Here is a 14,915-nt window from a genome sequence, read left to right on the forward strand (position 1 = left end):
AAATTTGTATCACCTCGTGTTTTTTTATTCGTATTGTTTTGAAAACGTAGTTCTAATAGTTAGAAATGCGTTTATGCATTGTAATATGAGGGAATTGATACATATCGTTTAAAATTTTATAGAACACAAAAAGGAGTTATGCTGATATGATTATTGCTATAATCATACTTTTATTTGCTTCATTCTTCTTTTCTGGTAGTGAAACAGCTTTAACTGCTGCAAATAGGATGAAAATACAAACTGAAGCTGAAAATGGAGATAAAAAATCCGCTAAATTATCAAAACTACTTACAAAACCCAGTGAGTTTATTACTACAATTTTAATTGGAAATAATATTGCGAATATTATTTTACCTACATTGGTGACAGTCTTAGCAGTGGATATTGGCGTGAACGTTGGTATAGCTACTGCAGTGACAACGGTTGCTATCATCATTATTTCTGAAGTAATTCCAAAATCTGTTGCTGCAACTTATCCAGATCGTATGTCTAGATTGGTTTACACGCCAATTGCATTTTTTGTCATAATATTTAAACCAATTACGAAATTGTTAAACTGGTTAACGGATATGATTAATAATTTACTTTCCAAAGGACAAGAAGATCAACAACGGTTATCAAAAGAAGAAATTAGACAGATGGTTACAATTGCAGGTAGCGAAGGTGCATTTAATGAAATGGAACGAAATCGAATCCAAGGTGTTATGGATTTTGAACAATTAAAAATAACCAATATTGATACAACACCGAGGATTAATGTAACCGCGTTTCCGGCTGATATATCTTATGAAGATGCATATGACACTGTCGTGACGAATCCATATACCCGTTATCCAGTATATGATGGTGATATCGATCATATTATTGGCATTTTCCATTCAAAATATTTGTTAGCATGGAGTAAAGAAAAGTCAAATGATATTTTACAATATACTTCAGAACCTTTATTTGTGAATGAACATAATAGAGCAGAATGGGTGCTCAGAAAAATGACTGTGTCGCGCAAACATTTAGCGATTGTATTAGATGAATTTGGTGGCACAGATGCCATTGTGTCTCATGAAGACTTGATTGAAGAGATGCTAGGTATGGAAATTGAAGATGAAATGGATGAACAAGAACGAGAAAAATTAGACGCACAAATGCAAGCTTATAATAAAAAGTAAAAACTTTAGTAATAAATTTTCAGTGATATTTAGGTTATTGTATTTCAATAAAAGGAGTGTTTTGTATGCACTTTTCATCAAAGGTGACCAAAATGTTGAATATCAAGCTTCCAATCATACAGGCAGGTATGGCAGGTAGTACGACACCGGAATTAGTAGCTTCTGTCAGTAATAGTGGAGGACTTGGTACGATTGGAGCAGGTTATTTTACTCCAGAAAAATTAGATTCTGAGATAACTTATGTGCAAGAATTAACTGACTTACCCTTTGCCGTTAATTTATTTGTTCCAAGTGAACAATTATATATTCCAGAAAATGTAGAACACATGAATGCATGGTTAAACCCCTATAGAAAAGCTTTAAACTTAGAGGAACCTGTGATTGATATTAGTGAAGAACAGCAATTTAACGATGCCATAGATATGGTGATTGAAAAAGGGGTTCCTGTAGTATCATTTACTTTTGGGATCCCAAATCAAAATATTATCAAAAAATTGAAAGCGCGTCAGATTACTGTGGTAGGCACAGCAACCTCTGTTGAAGAAGCGAAAGCCAATGAAAGCGCAGGAATGGATGCGATTATTGCTCAAGGTAGTGAAGCGGGTGGTCATAGAGGTTCTTTCACTGTGACTTCTGGTGAACACACGCCATTGGTTGGTACCATGTCATTGATTCCACAAATCGTGGATAATATATCTATTCCAGTTATAGCAGCAGGAGGCATTATGGATGGACGTGGTGTGGTTGCAAGTATGGTGCTAGGTGCTGAGGCTGTACAAATGGGAACAGCATTTTTAACTTCAGAAGAAAGTGGAGCTTCAACATTATATAAAAATGCAATACAGCAGAGCAAAGAAACAGATACTGTTATCACAAAAGCCTTTACGGGAAAACCAGCTAGAGGTATCGATAATGAATTTATACACAAGATGGAAAGTTATGCTGATGATATTCCAGATTATCCTATTCAAAATCAATTGACGAATAGTATTCGTAAAACTGCAGCTGATTTAGGTAAGGAACAATGGACGCATTTATGGAGCGGACAAAGTCCAAGGTTATCCCAACCGAATTCAGCTGCTCAATTGATAGCTGATATCGTACAAGAAACAGAACGCATACTCAATGATGATTAATCTTTAGATGTTTTAATAAAAGTTGCTATTTAAAAAATGATAGCAATTTTTTTGATTTTTGTATCTATTGAATCTTTTAAAATGACCGTTGATTTTCTTAACTTTAACCGTTGAAATAATTGAAGAATAAAATTTAATCAAGTGAATCTTATAAATCATCTATGGTATCATGTAACTGGTGATACTATGATAAATATTGGATTAACAGGTTGGGGAGACCATGATACTTTGTACGAAGATTTACAGCGTAAATCAGATAAGCTAATTACATATGCAAGTCACTTTCCCATCGTAGAATTAGATGCATCATATTATGCGATACAACCTGAAAGAAATATTAGAAAATGGATAAGAGAGACGCCTGAGAGATTCCAATTTATAGTTAAAATTCATCAGGCATTAACACTTCATGCAGATTATCATGATTTTGCAGAATCAAGACAAATACTTTTTGATCAGTTTAAAGCGATGTTAGCGCCATTAAAATCTGAAAAAAAGTTAGCGATGGTATTAGTACAGTTTCCACCTTGGTTTGACTGCACAGTTCAAAACATTAAATATATTCGATATGTACGAGAACAGTTGAAGGATTTTCCTGTCTGTATAGAATTTAGACATCAATCCTGGTTTAATGATAAGTATAAAGAAGAAACATTAGCTTTTTTAACTGAACATGACATGATACATGCGGTATGTGATGAACCACAAGTAGGCCAAGGTTCTATACCATTAGTCAATCGTATTACAAACGAAACAGCATTTGTGCGTTATCATGGTAGAAACGAACATGGATGGACAAAAAAAGACATGACGGATGAAGCTTGGAGAGACGTTAGATATTTGTATGATTATAATAAGCAAGAACTTAATGATTTAGCGCAAAAAGTGAAATTATTAGAACAAAAAGCTAAAAATATTTATGTCGTGTTTAATAATAACTCCGGTGGTCATGCTGCACAAAATGCTAAAACATACCAAACATTATTAGGCATTGATTATGAAGGCTTAGCACCACAACAATTAAAATTATTTTAGGAGCGGTCAGATATGTTAACAATAATCATTTTGATTTTAATTGGTGGTTTATCAGCCATATTGGGTTCACTTGTGGGCATTGGTGGCGGTATTATCATCGTCCCAACTTTAGTTTATTTGGGCGTAGAAAATGATTTACTACATGGCATCACACCTCAGATTGCCATAGGAACATCTTCATTAATATTAATCGTGACAGGACTATCGTCAACATTAGGTTATTTAAAAACGAAACAAGTTGACGTCAAAAATGGTTCCATCTTTTTATTTGGTTTGTTACCAGGCTCTTTGGTTGGATCAATTTTAAGTCGTTTTTTAACTTTAGATTCTTTTAATTTATATTTTGGTATTTTCTTAATATTCGTAGCAATTCTGCTTATGATAAGAAATAATATAAAACCAATGAAAATGTTTATTAAGCCTAAGTATGAGCGTACATATGTAGACGGTTATGGAAAAATACATCATTATAGTGTTCCGCCAATTGTGGCATTTATATCAACGTTATTTATAGGTGTTTTGACGGGATTGTTTGGTATTGGTGGTGGTGCACTTATGACACCGCTAATGTTAATTGTTTTTAGATTTCCACCACATGTCGCAGTTGGTACAAGTATGATGATGATATTCTTTTCCAGCGTGATGAGTTCTATTGGACATATTGCACAAGGACATGTAGCTTGGGTATATTCTATTGTATTAATCATCTCTAGCTATTTGGGTGCGAAAATTGGTGTAAAAGTCAATCAATCCATACAATCAAATACTGTGGTTATGTTATTAAGAACAGTTATGCTTATAATGGGACTATATTTAATTATTAAGTCATTTTTATAAACTAAGAGGAGGGTACCAAGGTGAAATTAACTATTTACCATACAAATGATATTCACAGTCATTTGCATGAGTATGCTCGTATTTCCGAATATTTAGCTCAAGAGAGACCAAAATTAAATCATCCCTCGCTCTATTTAGATATTGGAGACCATGTAGATTTATCTGCTCCTGTTACAGAAGCTACTATGGGAATCAAAAATGTTGAGCTTTTAAATCAAGCACATTGTGATATAGCAACTATTGGTAATAACGAAGGTATGACAATATCACATGATGCATTAAACACACTTTATGACAATGCAGAATTTGATGTAACTTGTGCAAATGTTTTTGACGAACAGGGTGACTTACCTCGAAATATTACATCATCAATCATCAAAGAGATTGAAGGTGTGAGAATCTTATTTGTTGCAGCCACTGCGCCATTCACACCATTTTATAGGGCTTTGGATTGGGTTGTTACGAATCCATTAGAAGCGATTAAAGATGAAATTAGCGCACATCAAGATGCGTATGACTTATTGATTATTATGAGTCATGTGGGTGTGTTTTTTGATGAAAAATTATGCCAAGAAATTCCTGAAATTGATTTAATATTGGGTAGTCATACACATCATTATTTTGAAAATGGTGAAATGAATAATGGTGTGCTAATGGCAGCTGCTGGTAAATATGGTCACTTTTTAGGTGAAGTAACATTAGAGATAGACCAAAAAAAAGTTGTAGATAAACAAGCAGTGATTTATCCAGTAGACACTTTGCCGGAAGTAGAAACACATTTCGAAAAAGAAGGTAAAGCACTGTTAAGCGATCCAGTTATTAATAGACCAGTTGATTTGCAGAGAAGGACAGATGTAATAACAAAGACGTCTTATATGTTAGCTGAAAGTATATTTGAATTTACGAATGCTGACTGCACAATTATTAATGCAGGATTGATTGTAAAAGGTATTTCAGCGGATCAAGTGACGGAATTTGATATACATCAAATGTTACCTCATCCTATTAATGCTGTTCGCATCCGCTTAAACGGTCTAGAATTAAAAAATATAATCATTAAAAGTCAAAAGCAAGAATATCTAAATGAACATGCACAAGGTTTAGGTTTTAGAGGAGATATATTTGGTGGTTATATACTTTATAATTTAGGATTAATCGAATCTGAAGCAAGATATTTTATCAACGGAGAAGAAATTGAAGACGATAAAAGTTATGTGCTAGGTACTGTTGATATGTATACATTTGGTCGTTATTTCCCAACGCTTAAAGAACAATCTATAGATTACTTAATGCCAGAATTTTTAAGAGATATTTATAAAGATAAATTGCTCGAATATTAAAATATTACATTTTACGTTTTAATTTAATCCGATTTTCGTTATAATGATTACAGATTTGAAATCAGGAGGAATTGTACGGTTATGGCTACTAAAAATGAAGAAATTTTACGTAAACCAGATTGGTTGAAAATAAAACTGAATACTAACGAAAACTACACTGGTCTTAAGAAAATGATGCGAGAAAAGAACTTACATACAGTGTGTGAAGAAGCAAAATGTCCAAACATACATGAATGTTGGGGCGAGCGTCGTACTGCGACATTTATGATTTTAGGTGCAGTTTGTACGCGTGCATGTCGTTTCTGCGCGGTTAAAACCGGATTGCCAAATGAGTTAGATTTAGATGAGCCAGAGCGTGTGGCAGAATCTGTTGAATTAATGAATTTAAAACATGTTGTTATAACAGCGGTTGCACGTGATGATTTAAGAGATGCTGGATCAAATGTTTATGCTGAAACAGTCCGTAAAGTACGTGAGCGTAACCCTTATACTTCAATAGAAATATTACCATCTGATATGGGTGGTGACTTCGAAGCTTTAGAAACATTAATGGCTTCAAAACCAGATATTTTAAACCATAATATTGAAACAGTTCGTCGTTTAACACCAAGAGTTCGTGCTAGAGCGACTTATGACCGTACTTTAGAATTCTTAAGACGTTCTAAAGAATTACAACCTGATATACCAACAAAATCTAGTTTAATGGTAGGACTAGGGGAAACTCACGAAGAAATTTATGAAACAATGGATGATTTACGTGCAAATGATGTAGACATCTTGACTATCGGCCAATATTTGCAACCTTCACGTAAACACTTAAAAGTTGAAAAATACTATACACCATTAGAATTTGGTAAATTAAGAAAAGTAGCAATGGATAAAGGTTTCAAACATTGCCAAGCTGGACCACTTGTGAGAAGTTCTTATCATGCAGATGAGCAAGTGAATGAAGCTGCAAAAGAAAGACATCGCTTAGGTGAAGAACAACTTAACATGGATTCTAATAGTTAAAATATAGAAATTGTATTTAAAGACTTAGTTCAATTAGAGCAATTAACGACGCACGTTAACTCACTTTGGGCTAAGTCTTTTATTAGCAATTATAAAAATAGATTACTAACCTTTTTAAGTCAGACACTGTATGGTTAAATTGAGTAATGAAAATTAGATTAGGTGAGTATAATGATAAAAGTTAATAGTTTTTATTTTGAAATTATAGAAGAATATAGAGAATGTTTTGATGAAACATTATTTGCAAATCGTTACGCAGACATTTTAGATAAATATGATTATATTGTAGGAGATTTTGGATATGATCAATTAAGGTTAAAAGGATTCTATAAAGACTCGAATAAAAAGGCTGAATTAAGTAAGCGCTTTTCGACAATTCAAGATTATTTATTAGAATACTGCAATTTTGGATGTCCGTATTTTATTTTAAGAAAAGTTCCTGAAAGTGAGATTAAATCCCGAATTGAAACAGAGGATGAAAATGCAGAAATACCATTTGAAGAAAATAAATTACAAGATGTCAAAATCCAACCAACAATTCAAGATACTGAGCACTAAGTTGATGTAAATTTAGAGTTAGTTTCATATTATTAATAAGTTAGGCTACGATATTAAACCGAGATTTAAGGTTTAGTATCGTAGCCTTTTTCTATGATTGAAATATGGTGCCTAATGAAAAAGGCTGATTATCGTAGGTGATTCAGCCTTACATCAAGCAGTTATTATTGAATGATTCATGACATTGTGACATATCATGTGCATTAATTTCATTAGCAATATTGGATAAACTAATTGCTAACAAATTGAAGTGATTTTATGCAAGCAATATTATCTAAACATGTGCGTTTATCGTGGTAATTATTGTATAACTTGATTGAGGTATTCAGTGATTTCATTGCCTTCATTTTCAGTTACACCTAAAATATAAGCAATATAGCCTTCTTCTTCTAAATCATCTGTACCAATAATGCCAAATTTATTTGTTTGCATGTTTAAAACCATTGTTTTTCCAAAATGGCGATCAGTTTGTATGAGCATTAAATCATAACGACTATATTCTCCGACGAAACCTACAAATTGTACCTGTGATGATTCATCGTCGTCATAGAGGTACATATCTATCATAATAAACACCCTTTCATCATTGAGTTATTAAAGTTTTTTATCATTCGAATCATTTAATGAAATAAAAAGTCTTAATTTACAGTATAACCATAAATGAATTCGACTGCAAAGGTGTGGTATGATGAGAATGATAGGGGTGACATAGATGTATTTTGTTAATAAAGAAAAGTTAGATAAAAAAATAAATTACTTACAACAATTGGTAAATGATTATCCGAAATATAGAGATAATCACTATGCATTTGAAAGAATTTCACAAATGTTGATCGAATCATCGGTAGATATTGGTAATATGATTATTGATGGCTTTATTTTAAGAGATCCAGGCAATTATAAAGATGTCATCGATATTTTAGAGTTAGAAAATGTAATCACTAAAGATACTCAAAGTAATATTAACCAAACTGTAGATGTTAGAAAACAATTCGTTCATTATTATGACGAGCTCGATACTACAAAGTTAAAACCACTTTTTGATAAAACACTTGATTATTATCAACAATTTATCGATGAGGTAATACAATTTTTGGATAATGAAAATGTGCCTATAACAGCATTTGGACAAAAAGGAGAGAAGTAAGTTTTGATGAAACAGTACAAAGCATATCTCATTGATTTGGATGGTACGATGTACAAAGGAAATGAAAAAATTGATGGTGCAGCGCAGTTTATTGAATACTTAAACAAGCATCAAATACCTCATTTATTTGTTACGAATAACTCTACCAAAGAACCTACAGAAGTAGCAGAAAAATTAAAAGCGATGGGAGTTGATGCTACAGCAGATGAAGTCGTGACGTCTGCTCTAGCAACTGCAGAATATATTGCTGATGAACAACCAGGCGCTTCAATCTATATGTTAGGTGGCTCAGGTTTAGAAAAAGCGTTAACGCAACATCATTTGAAAATAAAAGATGATGAGTATGTAGATTACGTAGTTATTGGTTTGGATGAAGCTGTAACTTATGAAAAATTAGCAACTGCTACGCTAGGTGTTCGAAACGGTGCAAAATTTATTTCAACTAATAAAGATGTATCCATTCCCAAAGAACGTGGATTCTTACCAGGTAATGGCGCGATTACAAGCGTTGTGTCAGTCTCTACTGGTGTTGAACCAATATTTATTGGTAAACCAGAACCTATTATTATGAATAAAGCCTTGGAAATTTTAGGGTTAGATCGCTCTGAAGTTGCAATGATAGGTGATTTATATGATACAGATATACTTTCTGGAATCAATGTTGATGTTGATACAATACATGTTCAAACAGGTGTATCAACTTTAGATGATGTTAATCAAAAAGCAACACCGCCAACATATAGTTTTAAAGACTTAAATGAAGTAATCAAAGAACTCGAAATTTAGGAGTGATTGAATGCAAAAAATCGTAGTTAGTAGAAAAATTCCACAGAAATTTATTAAGCAATTAGAGGACATCGGTGAAGTAGAAGTTTGGGATGCGTCATTGACCCCTATGCCACGAGAAAAGTTTTTAACTGCTTTAAAAGACGCAACTGCTTGTTTTGTGACATTAAGTGAAATAATGGATGAAGAAGTGATTGAAGCTGCACCAAATCTGAAAGTCATAGCAAACATGGCAGTAGGCTATGATAATATAGATATTGATTTGATGCAAAGTAAGGGTATTGTTGTGACGAATACACCAGGTGTTTTAACTGAAACGACAGCAGAATTAGGATTTACCTTAATGCTTGCAGTAGCAAGACGTGTAGTCGAAGCGGAAACATATGTTCAAAACGGTGAATGGCAGAGTTGGGGGCCGTATTTATTTGCTGGTAAAGATTTATATCAAGCTAACGTTGGTATTTATGGTATGGGGGATATTGGAAAAGCATTCGCGAGACGCCTAAAAGGTTTCAATACGAATATAATGTATCATAATAGAACCAGACATAAAGATGATGAAGAAGCACTTGGTGCATTATACGTTTCATTTGAAACATTATTAAAAGAGAGTGATTTTGTCATTTGTACGGCACCATTAACTGCAGAAACACGTGATAAATTTGACGATAAGGCATTTAAAATGATGAAAAAAGATGCGATTTTTATCAATATCGGTAGAGGTGCTGTTGTCGATGAAGAAGCATTAGTGAAGGCGTTGCAAAATGAAGAAATTAAAGCATGTGGTTTAGATGTTTTAAGAGAGGAACCCATAGATATGCAACATCCATTACTCTCAATGAACAATGCAACGATACTTCCACATATTGGTAGTGCATCGGTTATAACAAGAGACCGAATGATACAACTGTGCGTAGATAATATAAAGCTAGTATTAGACGAAAAAGATCCTAAAACGCCCGTTGTATAAATGATTGAAACGAATTTAAGCTGCTTATTACCTGTTTAGCTCGGGTGATTGGCAGCTTATTTTTTAGTAACATTACATTAAATAGCGTAATTTGAACTTACTTAATAAATCGAGGATGCTCACCTCATTTGATAAAAAGGGTCATTACATTCATGTATATTACTATATCTTGGGTTAGAATAGTTAAAATTAATACACAATAAATTCTTTTAAATGAGTTTATTGTGTGTTTTTTTGAATTTTAAAATAATACTCTATTTATTTATATACTATCTAACAATTTTGTTATATATATGCACAAATATTTAATTGTAATGATGTAGGAAAAATTGTATAATTAATTGGTGAAAAAGTTTAATAACTTATATACAATAAGGTGTAAAATATAAAAAATAATTTAATGAAGATGATTAATGTTGAATTTATATAAATTTTAGAGGTGAAATATGCACAAAAACGATAAAGAACATACTGCTTTACAAAAATTCAAGCCATGGTTATTGACAGTAATGTACCTAACTATATTAATTGCATTATATTTAATTTATGGTACAGGTGATACACACAATAACTTTATTTACAATGAATTTTAATTAAGGAGACTATCATGAAAGACATCATTCAAACTTTAATAGGACATGGAGAAAACTGTCCAAATCAAGTTGCAGTTAAACATAATGACGAAATTTTGACCTATGAAGCACTAAATCGGTTAGCCAACCAACTTGCAATGATATTAAAAGATGCTAAAACACCATTGATTTTATACGGGCATATGTCCCCGTATATGATTGTAGGAATGGTAGGTAGTATGAAGGCAGGTTGTGGTTATGTTCCCCTAGATACTTCTATCCCTCAAGATCGTATGCTATCAATTATAAATAAAATAGAGCCACAATATATATTTAATACTACTGATGAACAAATAGAAATAGAGCATGTTTCTTTTATTTCAAAAGATTCATTATCAAGTGTAAAACAAGATGACACCACAGTAAGTAATATAAAAGATTCTGATATTGCTTATACTATTTTTACATCAGGTTCTACTGGAGCACCAAAAGGTGTACAAATCAGTTATGAAAGTCTCAATCTTTTTACAAATTGGATGTTAGAACTCAATCAAGTTGGTTCAAATCAACAATGGCTCAATCAAGCGCCTTTTTCATTTGATTTATCTGTCATGTCTATATACCCGTGTTTAATGACTGCTGGAACCTTAAACTTAGTAGATAAAGTAATGATAAATAAACCAAAATTATTAAATCAAATGTTAGAAGAAGCAAAAATAAATGTATGGGTATCTACGCCTTCATTTATGGAAATGTGTCTTATGCTGCCACGCTTAACGGAAACATATTATAGTAATTTGAAAGAATTTTTCTTTTGTGGTGAGATTTTGGCACATAAAACAGCAGAACTATTGCTTCAACGGTTCCCATCTGCATACATTTACAATACATATGGCCCTACAGAAGCTACGGTAGCAGTCACAAGTATATTAGTTACAGATGAAGTTTTAAATCAATATAATCCATTACCAGTAGGTATACCTCAACCGGGAACGAAGTTATCGTTAACCGACGAAGGTGAACTTATCATTTCAGGTAAATGCGTAAGTGAAGGGTATGTCAAAGATGACATACGTTCAAAAAAAGTATTTACCAAATCGGATGGTGAGAAATCTTATTATACTGGTGACAAAGCACAATTGATTGATAACCAATGGTTTATTAATGGAAGAATAGATTATCAAATTAAATTAAACGGCTATCGTATGGAATTAGAAGAAATAGAGTTTCAATTGCGAAAGTTAGCAAAAATCAGAGATGCAGTTGTTGTACCAACTTATAAAAATAACAAAGTCATTCATTTAAATGCTGCAGTTATTTTAAGTGATTGCGAAACCCACGAAGACGTTCAAACTTTAACTCATGAAATAAAAACGGAATTAAAACATGTATTGCCCGAATATATGATTCCTAAAAAGTTAATATATATGAAGAAATTACCGCTTACGATGAATGGAAAATTAGATCGTAAAAAGATTGCTGAGGCTATAGAGAAATGATTCCATACGGCGATTTTACATTCTTTCTTATAGCATTTGTTATTTTGTTACCAGTTATTATATTAGGATTTATGGGTAAGCAGAGCAAAATTTATAATGGTTTGAGTACAGCAGTCATGATTATATTAATATTTTCATCGAATAAGCATCATCTATTTGGACAAGCTTTTTTGAGTTTAGAACTGATAAATTTTATCCTTTATTTAATTTGGCAAGTGTTGATTATCATATATTACTGGAATTCTCGTGCTAAAAATAATACAACAGCAAAATTTATATCGGTTATTTTTCTCTCTGTTTTGCCACTTATTGTTGTGAAAGTTATGCAAAGTTCGTGGTTTGGAATGGCACAGTTAAAACTACATGAGAGTAAAGTCATAGAATTCATCGGATTTTTAGGCATTTCGTATGTTACTTTTAAAAGTGTTCAACTATTAATGGAAATTAGAGATGGCTCAATCAAAGAGATTAAATTTTGGAAAGTCGTACAGTTTATATCTTTTTTTCCAACCATTTCCTCAGGACCAATTGATCGTTACAAACGTTTTGTGAAAGATGACAATAAAATTCTGAGTGGAAGTGACTATAATGGTTTATTTGTCAAAGCAATACATTACATTATGCTTGGATTTTTATACAAATATATTATTGCTTATTTGATACAAACATTTGCAATTAATCCATTAATGCTCGATTTTTCTGGTGTTATCACAAAATGGTTATATATGTACGCATACAGTTTATATTTATTTTTTGACTTTGCCGGATATTCACTTTTTGCTATTGCGTTTAGCTATATTTATGGTATTCAAACGCCACAAAACTTTAACCAGCCATTTAAAGCTAAAAATATTAAAGATTTTTGGAATAGATGGCATATGTCACTATCATTTTGGTTTAGAGATTGTATTTATATGCGGTCATTATTTTTTATGTCAAAGAAAAAATTACTAAAAAGTCAATTTGCAATGTCGAATATAGCCTTTTTCTTAAACTTTTTAATAATGGGCATATGGCATGGTATAGAACTTTATTACATTTTGTATGGGTTGTATCATGCAGCATTATTTATTGGATATGGCTATTATGAAAAATGGAGAAAAAAACATCGTCCACGTTGGCAGAACCAGTTTACAACTGCTTTGAGTATTGTTGTAACATTTCATTTTGTAACATTTGGTTTTCTGATTTTTTCAGGAAAACTGTTTTAAAATTAGGAGGAATAATAATGGAATTTAAAGAACAAGTATTAGATTTATTAGTTGAAGTAACTGAAAATAATATCGTGAAAGAAAATCCTGACATTGAATTATTTGAAGAAGGTATTATAGATTCATTTCAAACGGTCGGTTTATTATTAGAAATTCAAAACAAATTAGATATTGAGGTTTCAATTATGGATTTTGACAGAGATGAATGGGCAACACCAAATAAGATTGCAGCGGTATTAGAAGAATTAAGATGAAATTAAAACATTTTATACCAATTATCATCAGTTTATGTTTATTTGGGATTTTCTTAATATTACCTTCTAGTTGGTTTAGTGGATTAATCACTCAGAAAACGTTAGATAATCAACGTACTTCACTCTCAGATCAAGTGTTAAAAGGTACGTTAATCCAAGAGCAGATGTTTAAGTCGAATCATTTTTATCCAATTTACGGTTCTAGTGAACTTGGGAAAGATGACCCGTTTAATCCATCTATATTGTTGCGCGATAACAATATGCATGCTAAGCAACCATTTCTAATTGGCACAGGTGGTTCTACAGATTTAATTAATGCTGTGGAATTAGCCTCACAATATGATCATTTAAAAGGAAAGAAAATGTCACTTATTATATCGCCGCAATGGTTTACAAACCATGGATTAACTAATAAAAATTTTGATGCTCGTATGTCTAAAGCACAGTTGAACCGCTTATTTAAGCAAAAGCATTTAAGCCCAGAACTTAAACAGCGCTATGCCAAACGTTTATTAAGATTTAAAAATGTAGAAAATCGAAACTATTTAGAAAAAGTAGCTAAAGGTAAAATTAGTGACAATGACCAATATGTATCATCATTTAAAATGAATCAATTTGAAAAAATTGAAGCAATAAAGTCGAATTTACCTCTTGCAAATACTGAGTTAGCAGATATTACACCGGTAACTGCACAAGATGACAGTTGGGGGATGCTTCGCAATAAAGCTGAATACTATGGTGCTAAACATTCACAATCAAATATATTTAAAATTAGAGATGAGTATTGGCAATTAATAAAAAAGCATAAGCGTAAAGTGAACAGAGATTATGAATTTAATAGTAATTCTCCAGAATTTAAAGATTTGGAGTTATTGGTAGATAATATGCGAGAGGCTGGTGCTGATATTGAATATATTAGTCTTCCATCAAATGGAAAATGGTACGATCACATAGGTGTAAATAAAGAAAAACGTCAGAAAGTATATAATAAAATTAAGAGCACAGTTATTAGTCGTGGCGGGAAAATTTACGACATGACAGATAAAGATTATGAACCTTATGTTATCAGTGATGCCGTCCATATAGGATGGAAAGGTTGGGTTTATATTAGTGAGCACATTGCTCAGCACATGCGCAAATAACTACTTTCAAATTAAGGATGAATGATTTGAATGATGATTAAAATGTTGACTAGGATAGGAAATCGCAACTATGGATTTTCTATCGTGTTTACTGATTTTATTTATCGGTTGTGCCTTTGATTAAAAATGAACAGCGTGCTGATTACGTCAGGAATGACTTGTATAAATTTAAGCAATAAAGTCAAATCACTTCGCTATCATACAATTTTCAATTTTATTTCTGGTTTTAATATAAAAATGCACTTTCATGT

At 32.1% G+C, this 14,915-nt stretch carries 16 protein-coding genes; 15 read left to right on the top strand and 1 reads right to left on the bottom strand.

All coding sequences use genetic code 11. The features are described 5' to 3' along the window. The first annotated feature begins 146 nt into the window (after nucleotides 1-146). From KA830_RS06150 to KA830_RS06180, 7 genes are all read left to right on the top strand, one after another. Complete coding sequence (locus KA830_RS06150; RefSeq protein WP_046207504.1) at nucleotides 147-1,166, top strand: hemolysin family protein; 1,020 nt, start codon at nucleotides 147-149, stop codon at nucleotides 1,164-1,166. A gap of 65 nt (nucleotides 1,167-1,231) precedes the next feature. Next, entirely contained in the window at nucleotides 1,232-2,302 is a 1,071-nt protein-coding gene (locus KA830_RS06155) for an NAD(P)H-dependent flavin oxidoreductase (RefSeq protein WP_204179767.1), read from the top strand. 186 nt (nucleotides 2,303-2,488) lie between these two features. Further along, on the top strand, nucleotides 2,489-3,337 hold the full coding sequence (locus tag KA830_RS06160; RefSeq protein WP_064209466.1) for a DUF72 domain-containing protein: 849 nt from the start codon (nucleotides 2,489-2,491) through the stop codon (nucleotides 3,335-3,337). 12 nt (nucleotides 3,338-3,349) lie between these two features. Further along, nucleotides 3,350-4,174, top strand: a complete 825-nt coding sequence (locus KA830_RS06165) for a sulfite exporter TauE/SafE family protein (RefSeq protein WP_204179768.1) — start codon at nucleotides 3,350-3,352, stop codon at nucleotides 4,172-4,174. Between the two features lie 20 nt (nucleotides 4,175-4,194). Then, nucleotides 4,195-5,514, top strand: a complete 1,320-nt coding sequence (locus KA830_RS06170; RefSeq protein ID WP_046207508.1) for a bifunctional metallophosphatase/5'-nucleotidase — start codon at nucleotides 4,195-4,197, stop codon at nucleotides 5,512-5,514. An 81-nt stretch (nucleotides 5,515-5,595) separates the two neighbouring features. Then, a complete protein-coding gene (gene lipA / locus KA830_RS06175) occupies nucleotides 5,596-6,525 on the top strand; it encodes a lipoyl synthase (protein ID WP_046207509.1) in 930 nt (309 codons plus the stop codon). Nucleotides 6,526-6,696: 171 nt separating this feature from the next. Further along, nucleotides 6,697-7,083: a YutD family protein gene (locus tag KA830_RS06180; RefSeq protein ID WP_064209465.1), complete on the top strand. Its 387-nt coding sequence runs from the start codon at nucleotides 6,697-6,699 to the stop codon at nucleotides 7,081-7,083. A 300-nt stretch (nucleotides 7,084-7,383) separates the two neighbouring features. Here the strand turns inward: KA830_RS06180 and KA830_RS06185 are convergent, their stop codons facing one another. After that, entirely contained in the window at nucleotides 7,384-7,650 is a 267-nt protein-coding gene (locus tag KA830_RS06185; protein WP_046207511.1) for a DUF3055 domain-containing protein, read from the bottom strand. Between the two features lie 145 nt (nucleotides 7,651-7,795). Here KA830_RS06185 and KA830_RS06190 point away from each other — a divergent pair, with 145 nt between their 5' ends. The 8 genes from KA830_RS06190 to dltD all read left to right on the top strand — a co-directional run bounded on the left by KA830_RS06190 (nucleotide 7,796) and on the right by dltD (nucleotide 14,664). Further along, nucleotides 7,796-8,230, top strand: coding sequence for a DUF86 domain-containing protein (locus KA830_RS06190; RefSeq protein WP_210122938.1), 435 nt, complete (start codon nucleotides 7,796-7,798; stop codon nucleotides 8,228-8,230). A 6-nt stretch (nucleotides 8,231-8,236) separates the two neighbouring features. Continuing rightward, nucleotides 8,237-9,016 carry a TIGR01457 family HAD-type hydrolase gene (locus KA830_RS06195; RefSeq protein WP_073343673.1) on the top strand — a complete coding sequence of 260 codons (780 nt, stop codon included), beginning with the start codon at nucleotides 8,237-8,239 and terminating at the stop codon, nucleotides 9,014-9,016. 10 nt (nucleotides 9,017-9,026) lie between these two features. Continuing rightward, nucleotides 9,027-9,986, top strand: a complete 960-nt coding sequence (locus KA830_RS06200) for a 2-hydroxyacid dehydrogenase (protein ID WP_046207514.1) — start codon at nucleotides 9,027-9,029, stop codon at nucleotides 9,984-9,986. Nucleotides 9,987-10,432: 446 nt separating this feature from the next. Next, a complete protein-coding gene (locus tag KA830_RS06205) occupies nucleotides 10,433-10,579 on the top strand; it encodes a teichoic acid D-Ala incorporation-associated protein DltX (RefSeq protein ID WP_046207515.1) in 147 nt (48 codons plus the stop codon). A gap of 14 nt (nucleotides 10,580-10,593) precedes the next feature. Further along, nucleotides 10,594-12,057, top strand: a complete 1,464-nt coding sequence (dltA, locus tag KA830_RS06210) for a D-alanine--poly(phosphoribitol) ligase subunit DltA (protein ID WP_204179770.1) — start codon at nucleotides 10,594-10,596, stop codon at nucleotides 12,055-12,057. Then, the gene (gene dltB / locus KA830_RS06215) at nucleotides 12,054-13,268 is read left to right on the top strand and encodes a D-alanyl-lipoteichoic acid biosynthesis protein DltB (protein ID WP_046207517.1); all 1,215 of its coding nucleotides are present in this window, start codon (nucleotides 12,054-12,056) and stop codon (nucleotides 13,266-13,268) included. Before dltA ends, dltB begins: the two co-directional genes overlap by 4 nt. Before the next feature lie 17 nt (nucleotides 13,269-13,285). After that, a complete protein-coding gene (dltC, locus tag KA830_RS06220) occupies nucleotides 13,286-13,522 on the top strand; it encodes a D-alanine--poly(phosphoribitol) ligase subunit 2 (protein ID WP_046207518.1) in 237 nt (78 codons plus the stop codon). Further along, on the top strand, nucleotides 13,519-14,664 hold the full coding sequence (gene dltD / locus KA830_RS06225) for a D-alanyl-lipoteichoic acid biosynthesis protein DltD (protein WP_210134134.1): 1,146 nt from the start codon (nucleotides 13,519-13,521) through the stop codon (nucleotides 14,662-14,664). The genes dltC and dltD overlap by 4 nt, the downstream gene beginning before the upstream one ends. Nucleotides 14,665-14,915: the final 251 nt, after the last annotated feature.

This window comes from Staphylococcus sp. GDY8P119P, assembly GCF_017892075.1.
Lineage (GTDB): Bacteria > Bacillota > Bacilli > Staphylococcales > Staphylococcaceae > Staphylococcus > Staphylococcus ureilyticus.